The 15,674-nt window shown below is 62.1% G+C and carries 12 protein-coding genes; 6 read left to right on the top strand and 6 right to left on the bottom strand.

What is annotated here, in order from left to right; translation table 11 throughout:
- Nucleotides 1-217 precede the first annotated feature (217 nt).
- A complete protein-coding gene (locus J8I34_RS27805; RefSeq protein WP_029049773.1) occupies nucleotides 218-1,099 on the top strand; it encodes a LysR family transcriptional regulator in 882 nt (293 codons plus the stop codon).
- Nucleotides 1,100-1,126: 27 nt separating this feature from the next.
- On the opposite strand, the gene J8I34_RS27800 is transcribed toward J8I34_RS27805, so the two are convergent.
- The gene (locus J8I34_RS27800) at nucleotides 1,127-4,639 is read right to left on the bottom strand and encodes a pyruvate carboxylase (RefSeq protein WP_209807510.1); all 3,513 of its coding nucleotides are present in this window, start codon (nucleotides 4,637-4,639) and stop codon (nucleotides 1,127-1,129) included.
- Between the two features lie 93 nt (nucleotides 4,640-4,732).
- Nucleotides 4,733-4,948: a hypothetical protein gene (locus J8I34_RS27795; RefSeq protein ID WP_029049771.1), complete on the bottom strand. Its 216-nt coding sequence runs from the start codon at nucleotides 4,946-4,948 to the stop codon at nucleotides 4,733-4,735.
- A gap of 404 nt (nucleotides 4,949-5,352) precedes the next feature.
- On the opposite strand from J8I34_RS27795, the gene J8I34_RS27790 reads away from it, so the two are divergent.
- A complete protein-coding gene (locus J8I34_RS27790; protein WP_029049770.1) occupies nucleotides 5,353-6,123 on the top strand; it encodes a ferredoxin--NADP reductase in 771 nt (256 codons plus the stop codon).
- Between the two features lie 66 nt (nucleotides 6,124-6,189).
- Here the strand turns inward: J8I34_RS27790 and J8I34_RS27785 are convergent, their stop codons facing one another.
- Entirely contained in the window at nucleotides 6,190-6,444 is a 255-nt protein-coding gene (locus tag J8I34_RS27785) for a hypothetical protein (protein WP_029049769.1), read from the bottom strand.
- A 239-nt stretch (nucleotides 6,445-6,683) separates the two neighbouring features.
- On the opposite strand from J8I34_RS27785, the gene J8I34_RS27780 reads away from it, so the two are divergent.
- On the top strand, nucleotides 6,684-7,034 hold the full coding sequence (locus tag J8I34_RS27780; protein ID WP_209770675.1) for a hypothetical protein: 351 nt from the start codon (nucleotides 6,684-6,686) through the stop codon (nucleotides 7,032-7,034).
- Between the two features lie 996 nt (nucleotides 7,035-8,030).
- On the opposite strand, the gene J8I34_RS27775 is transcribed toward J8I34_RS27780, so the two are convergent.
- The 3 genes from J8I34_RS27775 to J8I34_RS27765 form a co-directional block, all read right to left on the bottom strand.
- Complete coding sequence (locus J8I34_RS27775) at nucleotides 8,031-8,333, bottom strand: helix-turn-helix domain-containing protein (protein ID WP_209807509.1); 303 nt, start codon at nucleotides 8,331-8,333, stop codon at nucleotides 8,031-8,033.
- 1,119 nt (nucleotides 8,334-9,452) lie between these two features.
- A complete protein-coding gene (locus J8I34_RS27770; RefSeq protein ID WP_209807508.1) occupies nucleotides 9,453-12,011 on the bottom strand; it encodes a DEAD/DEAH box helicase in 2,559 nt (852 codons plus the stop codon).
- Nucleotides 12,004-12,975: a HamA C-terminal domain-containing protein gene (locus tag J8I34_RS27765; RefSeq protein WP_209807507.1), complete on the bottom strand. Its 972-nt coding sequence runs from the start codon at nucleotides 12,973-12,975 to the stop codon at nucleotides 12,004-12,006. Before J8I34_RS27765 ends, J8I34_RS27770 begins: the two co-directional genes overlap by 8 nt.
- 549 nt (nucleotides 12,976-13,524) lie before the next feature.
- On the opposite strand from J8I34_RS27765, the gene J8I34_RS27760 reads away from it, so the two are divergent.
- The 3 genes from J8I34_RS27760 (at nucleotide 13,525) to J8I34_RS27750 (ending at nucleotide 15,636) form a co-directional block, all read left to right on the top strand.
- Nucleotides 13,525-13,791, top strand: a complete 267-nt coding sequence (locus J8I34_RS27760; RefSeq protein ID WP_209807506.1) for a hypothetical protein — start codon at nucleotides 13,525-13,527, stop codon at nucleotides 13,789-13,791.
- A 218-nt stretch (nucleotides 13,792-14,009) separates the two neighbouring features.
- Nucleotides 14,010-14,390 (top strand): zinc ribbon domain-containing protein, encoded by a 381-nt coding sequence (locus J8I34_RS27755; RefSeq protein ID WP_209807505.1) that lies wholly within the window; start codon nucleotides 14,010-14,012, stop codon nucleotides 14,388-14,390.
- A 445-nt stretch (nucleotides 14,391-14,835) separates the two neighbouring features.
- Nucleotides 14,836-15,636 carry a hypothetical protein gene (locus J8I34_RS27750; RefSeq protein WP_209807504.1) on the top strand — a complete coding sequence of 267 codons (801 nt, stop codon included), beginning with the start codon at nucleotides 14,836-14,838 and terminating at the stop codon, nucleotides 15,634-15,636.
- Nucleotides 15,637-15,674: the final 38 nt, after the last annotated feature.

Raw genomic sequence — 15,674 nt, 5'->3', positions numbered from 1 at the left:
AAAATAGCGAGCCCTTCAGCCTTGTAGAGGCAAGCTTCGCTTTTTGCGCGGCTAGTACTTCAGCAGCCTGTTAGGGGGCATGAATCGGGCGGCGGCTCCTGGCAACCCATTTGAAACCGCTGCGAAGCCGCCACCGTCCGCTTAGTCTAAGCATCGCCATTCACCATGAAAAGCGATATATTTTTGCCCTGAGCAACAAATATTTCGATCAGTCGCGATGCTGCGCGAACTCCAGACTTTCCTCGCGGTGGTCCGCCACGGCACCTTTGCCAACGCGGCCGCCCATATCGGGCTGACGCAATCGGCGGTCAGCGCGCAGATCCAGCGGCTGGAACAGGAGCTGGGCTTTGCGCTGTTCGACCGCACCGGCCGCGCGGCCGTGCTCAATGCCGATGGCCGCGAAACGCTGGCGGTGGCCGAAGAGCTGATGACGGTGTACGCCAGGCTCGGCCGCCATGCAGGCAGCCCGCGCAGCGGGCTGGTCCGCATCGGTGCGATCGCGTCGGTCCATGTCTCGTTCCTTGCCGATGCGCTGGCGAGCTTCCGGCATGAGATGCCGGGATACCGCGTCAAGCTGGCACCGGGCGTGTCGCTGAACCTGCTGGGCCAGGTGGATTCGGGCGAGATCGATATCGCGGTGATGATCAAGCCGCCTTTCGCGTTGCCTTCTGACCTGCAGTGGCGCTCGCTGCTGGCCGAACCGTTCGTGCTGCTGGCGCCTCGCGCCCACGGCAAGCGGCCATGGCGCGAGTTGCTGGAGAGCGAGCCGTTTATCCGCTATGACCGCGGCTCGTTCGGCGGGCGTGTGGTCGACCAGTTCCTGCGGCGTGCGCGCATCCCGGTAAGGGACGCAATCGAACTGGATGAGTTGCAGGGCATCGCGCAGTTGGTGCAGCGCGGCCTTGGCGTCGCACTGGTGCCGATCACCGGCACGACGCCATGGCCGAAAGGCGTGGTGCCGCTCAGCCTCGGCGATGACACCTTCCATCGCGAGATCGGGCTGGTGGAGCGCCCGCAGCATAGCCGCCAGGCGGCGGCCACGCTGCTGGCGCAACGCATCGCGCAGGCCGCGCAGAGCATGGCGCGGGCGCCGTCCTGACGCCGCGCTGCCGCGGCGCGGGCCACGTCACTCCACCGGCTTCAGCTCGATCAGCAGGTCCTTCGCCGCCACCCGGTCGCCCTGCTTCACGTGCACCACGGCGATCTCGCAGTCGCGCTCGGCGGCGAGATGGGTTTCCATCTTCATCGCTTCCAGCGCCAGCAGGGTCGTGCCCGCGGCCACGCGTTGCCCCGGCTGCACCGCCACGGTCACGATCGATCCCGGCATGGGCGCGGCGATATGCAGCGGGTTGTCGGGTTCGGCCACCGGCCTGCTATGGCGCGCGGCTGCCGCTTGCGCGGTGGTGCTGCGCTGCTCGACCAGCGCGGTGCGCGATTGCCCGTTCAGCTCGAACTGGACCTTGATGAGGCCCTCTTCGGCATCCGGGTGCGTGCCTTGGAGCGAAACCAGCAGTGTCTTGCCCGCGGCGATGTCGATGGCCACTTCTTCCTGCGGCTGCAGGCCGTACAGGAATGCCGGCGTCGGCACCACCGAGGTATCGCTGTAGTTGCGCACATGCGCGTGGTAGTCCACGGCCTGCTTCGGGTACATCAGGTACGACGCCAGTTGGCGATCGTCGAGCGGCTCCTCGCAGGCCGCTTCGGCGGCGGCACGTGCAGCATCGAGGTCGACTGGCGGGATCTGGTCGCCGGGCCGGTACGGCGCAGGCGGTTCGCCGCGCAGCACCTTGCGCGACAGCTCCGCAGGGAAGCCGTCGGGCGGGAAGCCCAGTTCGCCCTTGAACAGCGACACCACCGATTCAGGGAAAGCGATCTCCTTGGCGGGATCGCACACGTCCGCGGCGCTCATGTCATTGGCCACCATCATCAGGGCCAGGTCTCCGACCACCTTGGAGGTCGGCGTCACCTTGACGATGTCGCCGAACATCTGGTTGACCTCGGCGTACGCCTGCGACACCTCGGTCCAGCGATGCTCGATGCCGAGCGAGCGCGCCTGCTCGCGCAGGTTGGTGTACTGGCCGCCGGGCATCTCGTGACGGTACACGTCGGCGGTGCCGGCGCGGATTTCCGACTCGAACGGCGCGTAGTAGCGGCGCACCCCTTCCCAGTACATCGACGCTTCATGCAGGCGTTCCAGGTTCAGGCCTGGATCGCGCTCGGTGCCGGCCAGCGCCGCGGCGATGCTCGACAGGTTGGGCTGCGAGGTCAGCCCGCTCATTGCATCGAGCGCGCCGTCCACCGCATCGCAGCCGGCCTCGATCGCGGCCAGCGCCGATGCGGCCGAGATACCGCTGGTGTCGTGCGTATGGAAATGCACCGGCAGCCCGGTTTCCTCCTTGAGCGCCTTGACCAGCGCGGCCGCCGCTTGCGGACGGCAGATGCCCGCCATGTCCTTGATGCCCAGCACATGCACGCCCGCCTGCTGCAGCTCGCGCGCGATGCCGACGTAGTACTTCAGGTCATACTTCGAGCGCTTCGGGTCGAACAGATCGCCGGTGTAGCAGATCGCGCCTTCGCACAGCGCGCCGCTTTCGCGCACGGCATCGATCGCCACGCGCATGTTGCGCACCCAGTTCAGCGAATCGAACACGCGGAACACGTCAACGCCCGCGCTGGCCGCCTGGCGCACGAAGAAGCGCACCACATTGTCCGCATAGTTGGTGTAGCCAACGGCATTGGAGCCGCGCAGCAGCATCTGGAACAGCACGTTCGGCACGCGCTCGCGCAATTGCTCCAGGCGCTGCCACGGGTCTTCCTTCAGGAAGCGCAGCGCCACGTCGAAGGTGGCGCCGCCCCAGCATTCCAGCGAGAACAGCTGCGACAGCTCGCGCGCATAGAACGGCGCGATCGGCAGCATGTCGGCGGTGCGCATGCGCGTGGCGAACAGCGACTGGTGCGCGTCGCGCATGGTGGTGTCGGTCAGCAGCACCTGCTTCTGCTCGAGCATCCAGCGCGAGAACTTCTCGGCGCCAAGCTCGCGCAGGCGGTCGCGCGTGCCGTAAGGCAGCGGCGTGCTGTTGTTGACGGCGGGCAGCACCGGTGCCGGCAGCGGCAATGGCGGCAGCGTGCGGCCGGTCATTTCCGTGTGCCCGTTGACGCTGATCTCGCCCAGGTAGCGCAGCAGCTTGGTGGCGCGGTCCAGGCGCTTGGCAAATTCCAGCAGTTCCGGCGTCTTGTCGATAAAGCGCGTGGTGACGTCGCCGGCGCGGAACGCGGGATGGTTGATGACGTTCTCGAGGAACTGCAGGTTCGAGGCCACGCCGCGGATGCGAAACTCGCGCAGCGCGCGGTCCATGCGCCGGATCGACTCGGGCGCAGTCGGCGCCCAGGTGGTGACCTTGACCAGCAGCGAATCGTAGTACGGCGTGATCACCGCGCCGCCATAGGCGGTGCCGGCGTCCAGCCGCACGCCGAAGCCCGCGGCGCTGCGATACGCGGTGAGGCGGCCGTAGTCCGGCAGGAAGCCGTTCTCAGGGTCCTCGGTCGTGATCCGGCACTGCAGCGCGTGGCCGTTCAGATGGATATCCTGCTGGACCGGCACGCCCGCGGCACGCACGACAATGTCGCCGTTATCGTTGCGCGTGTTCTCGGTCATGCCGATATAGCCGCCTTCCGTGATCCGGATCTGCGCCTTGACGATATCGACCCCGGTGACCATCTCAGTGACAGTATGCTCGACCTGGATGCGCGGATTGACTTCGATGAAGTAGAACTGGCCGGAATCGGCGTCCATCAGGAACTCGACCGTGCCGGCATGGGAATACCCGACCGCGCGCATCAGCCGCATCGCCGCCTCGCACAGCTCGGCACGGCCGGCGTCGTCAAGGTACGGCGCGGGCGCACGCTCCACCACCTTCTGGTTGCGGCGCTGCACGGTACAGTCGCGCTCGTACAGATGGACCAGATTGCCATGCGTGTCGCCGAGCGCCTGCACTTCTACGTGGCGCGCGTTGCGCACCAGCTTCTCGACATAGACCTCGTCGTTGCCGAACGCGGCCAGCGCCTCGCGCCGCGCCGCGGCCAGCGAGCCTTCCAGGTCCTGCTCGCTCTCCAGGATGCGCATGCCGCGCCCGCCGCCGCCCCAGCTGGCCTTGAGCATCAGCGGATAGCCGATGCCCGCGGCCAGGCGCTTGCAGGCCTCCAGGTCGTGCGGCAGCGGATCGGTGGCCGGCATCACCGGCACGCCCGCCTCGATCGCGGCATTGCGCGCGGCCACCTTGTTGCCGAGCCGGCGCATGACCTCGGGCGAGGGGCCGATCCAGCGGAGGCCGGCATCGATCACCGCCTGCGCGAAGTCTGGATTCTCCGACAGGAAGCCATAGCCCGGATGGATCGCATCGACCTTCGCATGGCGCGCGATGCGCAGGATGTCGTCGATATCGAGATAGGCTGCCAGCGGCTTCTTGCCCTCGCCGACCAGATAGCTCTCGTCTGCCTTGAAGCGATGGAGGGCGAGGCGGTCTTCCTTGGAATAGATCGCCACGGTCCGGATATTCATCTCGGCCGCGGCCCGCATCACGCGGATCGCGATCTCGGAACGGTTGGCAATCAGTAGGGATTTGATCGGGGCGTAGTTCATGGCGCGCACAAGGCAACTGAGACGCCGCGCGGTCGGCGCGGCGTCTCGGGTCATTCGAAGGGACAGCGCCACGGCAGGTGCCGTGGCCCGCGGCTAGTCGAGATGCGCAAACTGCGCAAACGGGGTGTGTGAATCCATCCAGTCGTCATGCCTGGCCACGGCCGCCCAGGCCCAGTTGGTGCGTTGGGGCGCTGGCTTGCCGCCGCAACGCGCTTCGTGGTGGTGGCCGGCACGTGGCTGGCTGGCGTCGGCGGCAAGCGCGCGGCTATCTCCGCCATTTGCGCCTGCTGCGTTGGTTCCGTAGTACATCGCGATGCATTCCTGTTCAAGACCAAGGGCGCCTGCCCTGCAACGCAATGCGAGCGTCGGGTCACGGCAGCTTTGCCGGCACGACGGCTGGACGTGCGGCGGCTCTGGGACCGCAAAAAGCGGGCCAACGCGAATTCCGTTGATTTGGCAAGATTCCGCGCTGCAAAACCGGCATACGGGTTTCAAAATTGAAATTCCGGATTTCATCGCTGCGCATAACCCTATCCCGGGCGGGGTTCGGCAACGCGAACCGGGCATGTCCGCGGCTGCCGATTTACAATACGCGGCGAAGTGGATCATTGCGTTCCCGTGATCCACCGCCGTGCCGGTAACCGCCGGCAGGCGCACATGTCCGGCCACCATCCCTCCCGGCGGCTTGCCCGCGGGCCCTGGCGTTTCCTCCGATGAGCAACCTCTACCAGCAATCCATCCTCTCCGTTCACCACTGGACCGACACGCTGTTCAGCTTCACCTGCACGCGCGACCCGGGTTTCCGCTTCGAAAACGGCCAGTTCGCCATGGTCGGCCTGGAAGTCAACGGCCGCCCGCTGCTGCGCGCCTACAGCATCGCCAGCGCCAACTATGAAGAAACCCTGGAATTCTTCAGCATCAAGGTGCCGGATGGCCCGCTGACGTCGCGCCTGCAGCACCTGCGCGAAGGTGACCAGATTTTTGTCGGCAAGAAGCCGACCGGCACCCTGCTCGTCGAAAACCTGCTGCCCGGCAAGACCCTGTGGCTGCTGGCCACCGGCACCGGCCTGGCCCCGTTCCTGTCGATCATCCGCGACCCCGAGGTGTATGCGCGCTACGACAAGATCGTGCTGACCCACACCTGCCGCTATGTCGACGAACTGGCCTACCAGCAACTGCTGAACGAGCACCTGCCCGAGCACGAGTACCTGGGCGAGATGGTGCGTGAAAAGCTGGTCTATTTCCCCACCGTCACGCGCGAAGACTTCCACACGCGCGGCCGCATCACTGAGCTGATCGAGTCGGGCGAACTGTTCGAGCGCCTGGGGGTACCCCCGTTCTCGACCGAGAACGACCGCCTGATGCTGTGCGGCAGCCCCGATATGCTCAAGGAAATCCGCGTGATGCTGGAGGAGCGTGGCTTTGAGGAAGGCAATATGAGCGAACCGGGCCATTTCGTACTGGAAAAAGCCTTCGTCGGCTAAGCGCCGGCGCCGCGCAGGCCAGGCCTGCAGCCTGCGGGACGTCGCGCCCGCAGGCGCCCTTCCTGTCTATTCGAAGCGCTCGGTGAGCACCATTGCCTCGACCTGGCGCTTATTCCAGAACAAATGATTGATCCGCGGCTGCAGCATCCGCAGCGCGGCATCCTCCACCGCGTTGAAATGCAGCGCTACCGCCGGGCGCGAGCCATCCCCCGGCAGGCGCTCGATCTCGTCGAACGCCGGGAAGCCATAGCGGATGAGGAAATCGCGGATCTCGTCGTCGGTGGTTTCCATGTCGACGTTCGAAAGCATCAGCACACTCATTGACGTCTCCTGAAGTCCTGGAGGCCCTTGCAGGCGTGTCCCTGAATTAGGTTTATGGCAGGCAGGGCCAGAAGGCAAATCGCAGCCTGGCGGCGTGCCACCGCTCTTCTTTGCCTTTTCCCGCCATGCAGGCCCGACCGCCGGCGCCAGCGCCACCGGATTCTGGCAATTCCGGGCATGGCACGTATGATGGTTTTCGGGGCGGCCGGCCGGCTGCCTTGCAACCGGAGAGGGACAAGATGCCGATATCGACAAGATGGGTGGTGACCGGCCTGCTGGCACTGGGCAGTGCCACGGCCGCCCTGGCGCAGCAATCCCCGGGACCGGGCGCCGCCGGCGCCATCTCGGAAGCCGTCCAGGAAGGCACCAATCCCTACCGCCCGCCGTCGGCGCACACACCGGACCCCGACGAGGCCAGGCGCGCCAAATGCGAGGCACTGGAAGAGCAGTACAACGCCTTGTCGAAGCAGCGCACATACCAGTCATCCGGGCCGGGCACGCAGACCGCGCAGGGCCGCACCATTCCCAAGATCGAACGCGACAAGACGCGCAAGCAGCTGCAGCAGGCGTATCGGGACAATTGTACGTAGCGGCGTACCGCGGGGCTATTGGCCCAACAATGAGATCTAATGCGCACCTTGATGGATTGAGGTGTATGGCCCCAACGGGACGATAGACATCGCCTTGCGGCAGGCGCCCGACTTGCGACCAGGTCGACTTGGCTGCGAGTCTGCGAGGCTGCGGGAATAGCCACTGTCGAGCTGGACTTCGGCCGGGACAGAAGCTGGGCGCGCTTGGCCGTGGAGAGGTGCGGGCAAGGAAAGAACGCACGGCGACATCCGATGACTCATTGGGATGCCATGAACGCCTTCTGTGCCATCTCGGCACGCAGATGGGCGGAGCTCCGTAACACGCAAGACGCTGTCACGTCGCTCGTCAAGATGCGCTGTCGGAATGACGGACGCCCGGCAATGGAGTCGATGCTCCCGAGCAAGCCTCTGATGGACTGGCTGATGGGCCCAAAAAAACAAAACCCCGGAAGACCGCGATCTTCCGGGGTTCGCCGCCATTGCTGGCGGAGACGGAGGGATTCGGCGCGAATCTCACTTTCTCCGCCAAATTCGTCATCCCCAATGAAATCAGGCACTTAGCGCCCCGCCGCATGCCCCGCTGGTACAGTCAACGGCAGAGTTTATGGAACAGGCCAACTGACACACCAAGGGTCGATCACCCGCCTAGTACAAGTTTAGCGCGCCAGGTACCGCCTCACAAGAAGAGGCCATTCCGCGCCCCTTGTTCGCTGATCGTGCCCAGCTACGGTAGGCGGTTGGCTCGGTCCGTCGGCCTGCCTGGCCCCTCCGCCTGTCAAGGTGGTGACTTGCCTAGCGCGTCAGCGCCAACGGCGGTCGAGGGCCGCGACGCGAGGCGATTGGCTGCCTCGATCCGGTGACGAGATAGGATGAGCCCAGTACGACGGAACTGGACGACGACGGACGACGGGCGGGGCAAGACGCCGCGGCAGCCGCGTGCACGCTCAAGGCTGACTGAGTGGAAAGCCAATGGACCGGCCAGCGCGCTCGCGTCGACTATCGGCGTCGGTTGCAGGGGCCGGCCCGCTGACGCCCCGTGTAGACCCGCACCCCGGGGGGCGTCAGCGCCGGGGCAAACTTCACGGCCGCCGTCGCCAGCCACTCGTCGCGTCCCAACGCATGCGCCACCCTCACCAACGTGCGCAGGGTGGCGGACCCGTGCTCCAGATTTTTCAACGACCGCACGCTCACTCCCGCCTGCAGCGCCAGCACCGACTGCGTCAAATTCCGGCTGAGCCGCAGCGTGCGCAAGTCATGGCCAAGCTGCCGTGCTAGCGCCGGTATTGCTTCCTGTCCCATATTCGCTCCGGGTGGCGGGAACCGAGCTGCCTTGCCCGCCCTCACAGAATATACATTTTTATGTTTTTTTTAACGTATTTGTTTACACGCAGCCGACTTTCATGCGGCGAATACGAAACTTTGACAAGGCGGGCACTGAAGCGTCACTTTGACTGTGCCCCGCCGGGGAAACTGGCTGCGATCCCAGCGCGTGCGCCGTTTGCTTTGCATGCTTGAGTTGAGCGCGTGACTGGCTGTCTGGGAGGAAGCGCCGAAGACCCTGTGCTTCGGTCCATTTCTGAAATCCCTGGACAGCATCCGGTTGCCGTCGAGACGCTATGCGAGAGCGAGCCCGGCTCCCGGCGACGAATGACCACAGCAAGCGGGGGCATCTCCCGACCGGAATACTGCGCCCACTCCCAACGCTGATCCGTTCTCCACGCCGCCGCATCGAGACGGGCGCGCTCAGGGACCGCCCATCGCTTGAGCTTCCGTCCTGCCTTGGCCCGGGCTGAGTGAGAACGGCCGCCAATCCCAGGGCTGTTCGCAAAGATTGCGACGCGCGGCACGGACTGACGTGAACACGCCGGGGATGTCGGTGGCCGCCTTGGGCCATGTCGCAGCCAAAGCGCAGGGTAGCCAAGGCACGCTCGCAGCGCGGCCCCACCACCACGGCCACGGAAGCTGTCGTCGCGCCCCAATGCAGGCATACGTGCACCAGCCTGCGCTGCCAGTACTGCCTGTGTCAGGTTTCGACCGAGTCGTCACGCGCCAGTCATGGCCAAGCTGCCGTGCCCGCTCCGGCGCCAGTTCCCCTGAGAAGCTGCGGATCAGCTTGGGCGCCGAGCACGGCACCTGCATCCACGCGAACGAAGCAGCGAAGCAGCTGGGGGGCACGTCGAACGCGAGACTGCGGTGAAGTCCGCCGAAGGCGCTGGGCGAGGCGAAGCACGCGGTGCTGCAAAAGGGTCTTGAGGCAGACAGCGTCCGGCGACAACTACCGGGCGCCGCCCGCTGACGTTCGGCAAAGTCGCGCCCCCCCCTGCGCTCGTAAGGCTCGATCCGCAGCATCGCCATGCCGTGTTACCGCGGCACCGCCCAGACTACCGGCGCTAGTTCCGCTAGCTCGACGCTCGTTTCTCAGCGCAGCAATCCCAGGCGTTCAATCTCGCGCCGTACAAAGTACGAAAGTCTCGCCCGATTAAAAGCTGGAGACTGTAGTTCACCCCGAATATAGGCAGCGTCTTTCTCTCGCGGCAGGAGGTTCGCCACCTCCATTGCGGCAATCCGAGACAAACCCAACTCCATCGCCGATACCATGGTCTTTGCCGACGCCCCAAGCTCCAGAAAGAGGGGAATGGGGGGTATTTCCATATCGCCTTCGAGGCCTGCCTCTTCGAGAGCGAAATTCAGAATATCGAGGTAGCACCCGAGGTACTTCACATAGTGATAACGCAGCCTCGTGTCTACCTGCTCCATAATCTTTCGAGCTACAGAACCCACAATCTTCTCTTCAGGTTCCTCGGGATTCCGCTCCTCCCGTACCCTCTTCACCTGTCTCTCAATCAGATTGCGGAGAGTCTCACCTTTCATCCACGCGAGCGCGAACCATCCGAAGAACTCTTCCTCCCTTGTCTCTCTGCCTTCGAGATGAGTATGAATCGCACGGAACACCGCTTCCAACCTTAAGCGCGGGTCGGGGTATTGCTGCCAAGGATGCACCGGAATCAAGCTGTCCAAGAATCCCGCCGCCAACTCGCGCTTGAAGTGGTCATAGAGCCTCTGCTGGCGTAGCGGCGAGACCAATTTATTCCGTCGAAGCAAGGAGGTGGGAAGGGATACTAAGTCTTGCGCCGCAAAAATTGCATCCTTCAGAGCGGTGGCGTCTACATTCGGATGTCGCGTCAACGCCCGAGCGATCGTCTGCTCAATGACACCATCACGGGCGTCGATGAACAGCCTGGTGAAGACGCTTTCGGCAAGTGCAAAGTCCTTGTCGCCGGAGGCATGCTCGGGGTTCAAGGCGAACGCCAAAAGAACATCCTGTTTAGCCCCTAGTGCATCGCAAATGGCGGGTTCGACGTCCGTTGTCTGCTGCTCCTCAACGGGCTTCTTCTCCCATTCGTCATAGTCGACCAGGAACACGTTCCCATGAGTGTCGCGTTTCAGTCGTCCAGCCCTACCTGCAAGATTCCAGAACTCGTCGGCCTGAAGCGGGCCTGCTTTTCCCTTACGCGGGTTCTTGAGAAAAATGTTACGCGCTGGGAGATTGACGCCTTGCAAGAGCGTCGACGTGCACACGAGATACTTGATATGGCCGTCGTCAAAGTACTCTTCGACTGCCTTGGATATGGTGGTCGGCAGCCTGCCGTAGTGGATGCCGATGCCGTGCTTAAGCACTTGGGCGAGCGCAAAATCGGGGTGAATGTGCTTGGCCACGAAATTCGCAAGCTCTTCCAGCGGAGACCCCTTGTAGTCTTCAACCTCCGGAAGCTCCTTCTTGAGCGCAAAAGCTGAACTGTCTGCAGCAGACGGCCGCCACGCATAGACGATGCTCTGGCCCTCTTCTCCAAGCTCGAGCGCTGCGGTTATGAGCCTCTTCGCCTCGGCGATGCTCCGCTTGGTAACGACCTTTCCCAGAGCCAGCGGCTCCTGCCCTCCTCGATAAAGCTCGACGTTCAGGTGCCTGTTCGAACCTTTGCCACCACCTGTCACGAAGAGAAGGTTCTGGCGCACCGGACGGAGGGCACTCTGGATGGTTTGAAGATTCTCCGTGCCCAGCAGTGGCGCGATAGTATGAGCGTTCTTCGAACTCGGCGTGATGAATAGCATCTTGGTCAAATCGCTACGCGCAAGCGCTTCCTCCAAGCAACCCTGCAACAAGATGCCGCGCTCAGCTTCTCCAATCTGCTGTGCTTCGTCAACGATGACCGCATCAAACACAACATCATATTCGTTGATAATCGTTTGCCACCGCTCCTGCGTCACAACGAAAACGAGATGCTTGGAAGCGTGCAGTTCTTCATCTATACGAGGAACACTGCTGACTACCACCTTATCCGACAGTCGCGTGAGCGCCTGAGTCAGGCTTGTCTGAACTTCGTAGATCAAAGACCTTGAGGGCACGACATAAACCACGCATTGGAGTCTCTGGCTCCTCGCCAGTTCGTCGAGCAAGAACGTCTGCACCAGGAAGGACTTCCCAGCCGACGTGGGAGCAGAAACGTTCACGAACTGATGCTTATGCAGGCCCAACCATACGTCGGCCTGGAAGTCTGTGAAGACAATCTCCTGCCCGAGGACCGAGACGGTGTTCTCACGCCTACGAGCTGCCTGTCTTAACCTAAGAATCCATGGCAGATTCTCATCCGAAAGCGGGCCACTCGAAACGTAGTCACCCGCCGGAAAGTTGCCAATTTCCGCTAAAACGTGGCGCCAGACACCGCGCAAGTCAGAGTTGGATTCGCAGGCTGCGAGAGAGTATGCGATCTCTTGCGCGAGTCCCAAGTGCCGGGGATCCGTCGAGCGCGACAACGCAACGGCGGCTTGGCTTAGTTTTTCGGCTTGCAGTGGCTCGAGCTTCGACACCGCGTCACCCATCATCGGCGCTAAGCTTCGCTGTTGCAGTTGTGCGAGCGCAGCTCGGAAAAGAGGACTTGTCTCGATGCGTTCGGCAAGCCTGAAGGAAAAGTCAGCCATTCATCGCCTCCTGGAACTGCTCTCGGAAGTCGTCCACCGAAGGTACCGGGAAGATAAACAAATCCACGTGCTCTAGCTCTATACCATTCGTGGCCAAATGACCTTGCGCAGTCTCGATCTTCGAGGTCATCGCAGCCTTGTAGTAGTCAAGGAAAGTCTGCTCGACCTCGTTCACTGGAACTGTCCCGAGCTTGCCGTAGGCGTGGTAATCAAAGCCAACCAAGACCGCGAAGCGGTCGATTCTTCGATTCGCCTCTTCCGTTTCATAGGGATTGAGAAACCGCAGCAGATGCTCGACACCGTCCTCTGGGAACCGGTCCAAGTCCTGAAAATTCGATATCAGGCGCAACTCCTGGTCCAGCCGCCCGCCTTGGTTTGTAACCAGTCCCGCCACCGACTCGGCGGCATCCCTCATGCCATTCGCGAAGGTCTTATGCATCTTTGATTCTCCAAAGTAGAGAATCAGCGAATCTGTCTCACTACACCACGCCGCATGCAGGCCATCCGCGCCATGGACCGGCATATTGCGATTAGTCTTCAGTCGCATCTTGGACACGACTAAGGGCGCCTTGAGATAGTGCTCGATAAGGGCGTAAAGCAAGAGCTCTCCTCCCTCACCTGATCGCTCCCCTCCCGCCGTCATGAACAGCTTACGAGCCATCGCTCCGAGCTCTTCAGAGGCCTCGGTTTCTATGTCACTCACCGCTTCGTCCCGACGGCGAGCGTCACGACGCTCAGAGCGGGTGGCGCAGAACTTGGTCACCTCCCTGACCAGCATCTTCGCCAACGCCTCCATTGTTGGCTTGCGTCCTTTAAAGACGGGGTACAAGAAATGCGCTCGTACGATGGGTTGATTCGGTGAGACGAAATCAACTCTTTTCAAGCGTGCATCGACGTGATGGCGGTCGACAATACGGCCGAACGCATCCGCCAGAGAACCTGTTGTGGAGGACTGCTCTTGCATTCAGAATATACCTGTAAGCAGGCTCTTCTCGCCTGGCGGCGCACCTGCGATGAACTTCCTTAGACCGGATATCAAATGAATTCATATCTACAGATCTGCCGGCGCGAAGTTTACATCGGCACCCGCCAAGACCGGAACCTCCCCACCAAAGAGGGGTAATTCCCCTTAAGCGAAGAACCCTCGCGCCGAGTGGAAACGAACGTCCGCGGCGCAGCCAATCCAGTGCTGGCGGCAACGTGCCCCGTCTGCCTTTGACCTTGCGATACCTATTGGTCGGCTGTCTGAGCGCGGACTTCGCTGGCGCGTTCTCTGGAGGATGCGTATGTCAATTTGTGCTCGGGGCATAGTCCATTGGAAGGCAGGCGCGCATTTGACCGAATTGGCAGACGAAGAGACCGGATCCTTCTGTTGTAGCCAGGGACAGAACAATTTCGCGGACCTAGGACGGCAACGCGAACGAAGGGGCAACGACTACGTGCAGTTCCCCAACACAAATGGTTTCAGCGATAATGAGCTCGATTCAGCATTTCATCTAACCTTGGAGCTATGATGGCTGATGCAAAAGTGATCGCGGAACATTTGAAATCCTGGCTTGCACACGACGGTTGGCACTCCGGTCACGCCCTTGACGAAAACCGCTTTCTCAAGGCGGTAAAGGATCTGAATATTACGGTGGGCACCGACTGGTCCGAACAGGACTTCGAGGACGCCGTGTACCTTGTGCTCGGCGAGAAAGCCAGGGACGCTTTCGAAAGCTTTGTCCAAGATTACACAAACATCGCTTTGCATCTCCGCGACTACGAAAAGCTCGCGTAAACGGTAGTAGACCCGAGGCCGGCCAAGCTTCAACAGGCCGCCTCAAGCCTCGACGCAATCCAGTTCCTTACCATCGGCTGAGCGCCCTGCGCAACGACGAAAGTCCTCGCCCACGGGGCTTTTTGTGGTTTATCGAACCCAACTTTCGTGGGGGACCGGCCACCACACACCCGGGGCATCGGGATATGATGCCAAGTTGCGTCATGGGGAGAGAACGGATGGAACCAATCTTCGGCTTCATGCTGTACGCGGCCCTGGCGATCATAGTCGCCAGCACGGCGGCAAAGAAGAAGCTGCGCTGGTGGGCCTACCTGCTTGCTGTCCTCGCACTCGGCCCAATCATGGTTATCTTGGTATCGCGTGCCGGCGGGTCAGGCATGGCTGCAGCTTTCTGTGCCTTCCTGGTTCCTATCGGCGCCTTCATCACCGCACTGTTATCGGACGCGGCACCGGAGAAAGCGACGCAGACGGGAGCGTACGGCGATTACGTGAAGTGCCCGTTCTGCGCAGAGGCAGTGAGGCGCGAAGCGATCAAGTGCAAGCACTGCGGCTCAGACTTACCGTCCGGCTCAGACTTACCGTCACCTCCCGCCACCTGACGCCGCATAGCGGTCTCCATACTTCTTTCGCCCGCTTGCCGTAACCGTGCGTCCTGCTGGAGCATGTCGGCATCCGTGACCTACTCTGGGTCTGGCGAGCGAGCCGGTCAGAGTTGGCACCCACATATGGTCTGCGCCGGTCCCCTGCCATGCGCACCTGCCGTGCCGACCTGGGCGGCAAGCGATGCGAGACTGGCCCTGCCTTTGGTGCTACTGGAAGATGTACTAAATGCGTAGGCGAAGGCATCGCACTAGTCGAGATCGTTACTGGGGCGGAACGGGTGTGAGACCAGTCACCGCGCTCTGAACTCACCGTTTCTACACCACCATCGCGGCCGCGCCATCTACTCCTTTAGTAGGGAGAACTCGCGAACCAATTCTCCGTAAACTATGGTTGGCACCGAGTGGCGCATGATACCAATGTGTCACATATAACCAAAATATCATGGTCAGGGTCATACTTCATGTAGCCATCCTCGGCGGAATTGCGTTCGCGGCTGCGCCGATAGCACACGCGTCCGACATCGGCTGCGAAACCAGCTTCCGTTCGAATGCCGCTCAATGTGGGCAAACTGCATGGAGCAACCCGGAATGCTCAGCAAAAGAGAGTGCGCGGCATAAAGCTGCGCATCTCATCTGCGAGTACGCGATGCTCTCCAATAGCTATGAGAGCATCTACGACGAACAGCAGCGTCTACTGAGTCAAGGCAAGATTTCAGACTCAGACATTACAGCATGGCGTGCCAAGCGCGATAGCTGCGACTCGGTGACCTGTCTCGATGGCGTCTTCGCAGAATGGAAGCAACGGGCCGAGCGGCTCAATGCCCCCGTCGCAGTCTCACCAGGCGTGTCGCCGCCTCAGACGCGAGCATTCGGCACTGGAACGGCACTCACCAGATCCATCGAACCGTCTTTCGCTGGCGTTTCATTGACGCCCATTGAAGCCCGACCTGCTGAACCGCCCGCCCCTCAGCACCAAGGCCCCAGCCAGGAGGCGAGCAACTCTGGTTTCGCCAGTTCGCCCGAGCCCGCTCCTGCTGCCGCTGCTGCCAAGAAGGCATCGAACCCTTTGGCTGGACTCATCTGGATCGGAATCATTGGTGTTGGCTTGGCGCGTCTCCTCATGCCGAAACGCGACCGTAGATTCAAGACGGGGTTCAAAAACAACAGGACAATCCCAACCGCGGTCCCGATTCTGTATGGACTTTCCGCGGTCGCCATCCTGGTTGGCTTCATTGCAAGCTAGCCGCCTCCGCGCCACTGCACATAAGTGAAAATCGAACC

Source organism: Cupriavidus phytohabitans (assembly GCF_017815025.1).
Taxonomy (GTDB): Bacteria; Pseudomonadota; Gammaproteobacteria; order Burkholderiales; family Burkholderiaceae; genus Cupriavidus.
Note: the sequence above shows the minus strand (reverse complement) of the source record. Positions and strands in the feature narration are given on the sequence as shown.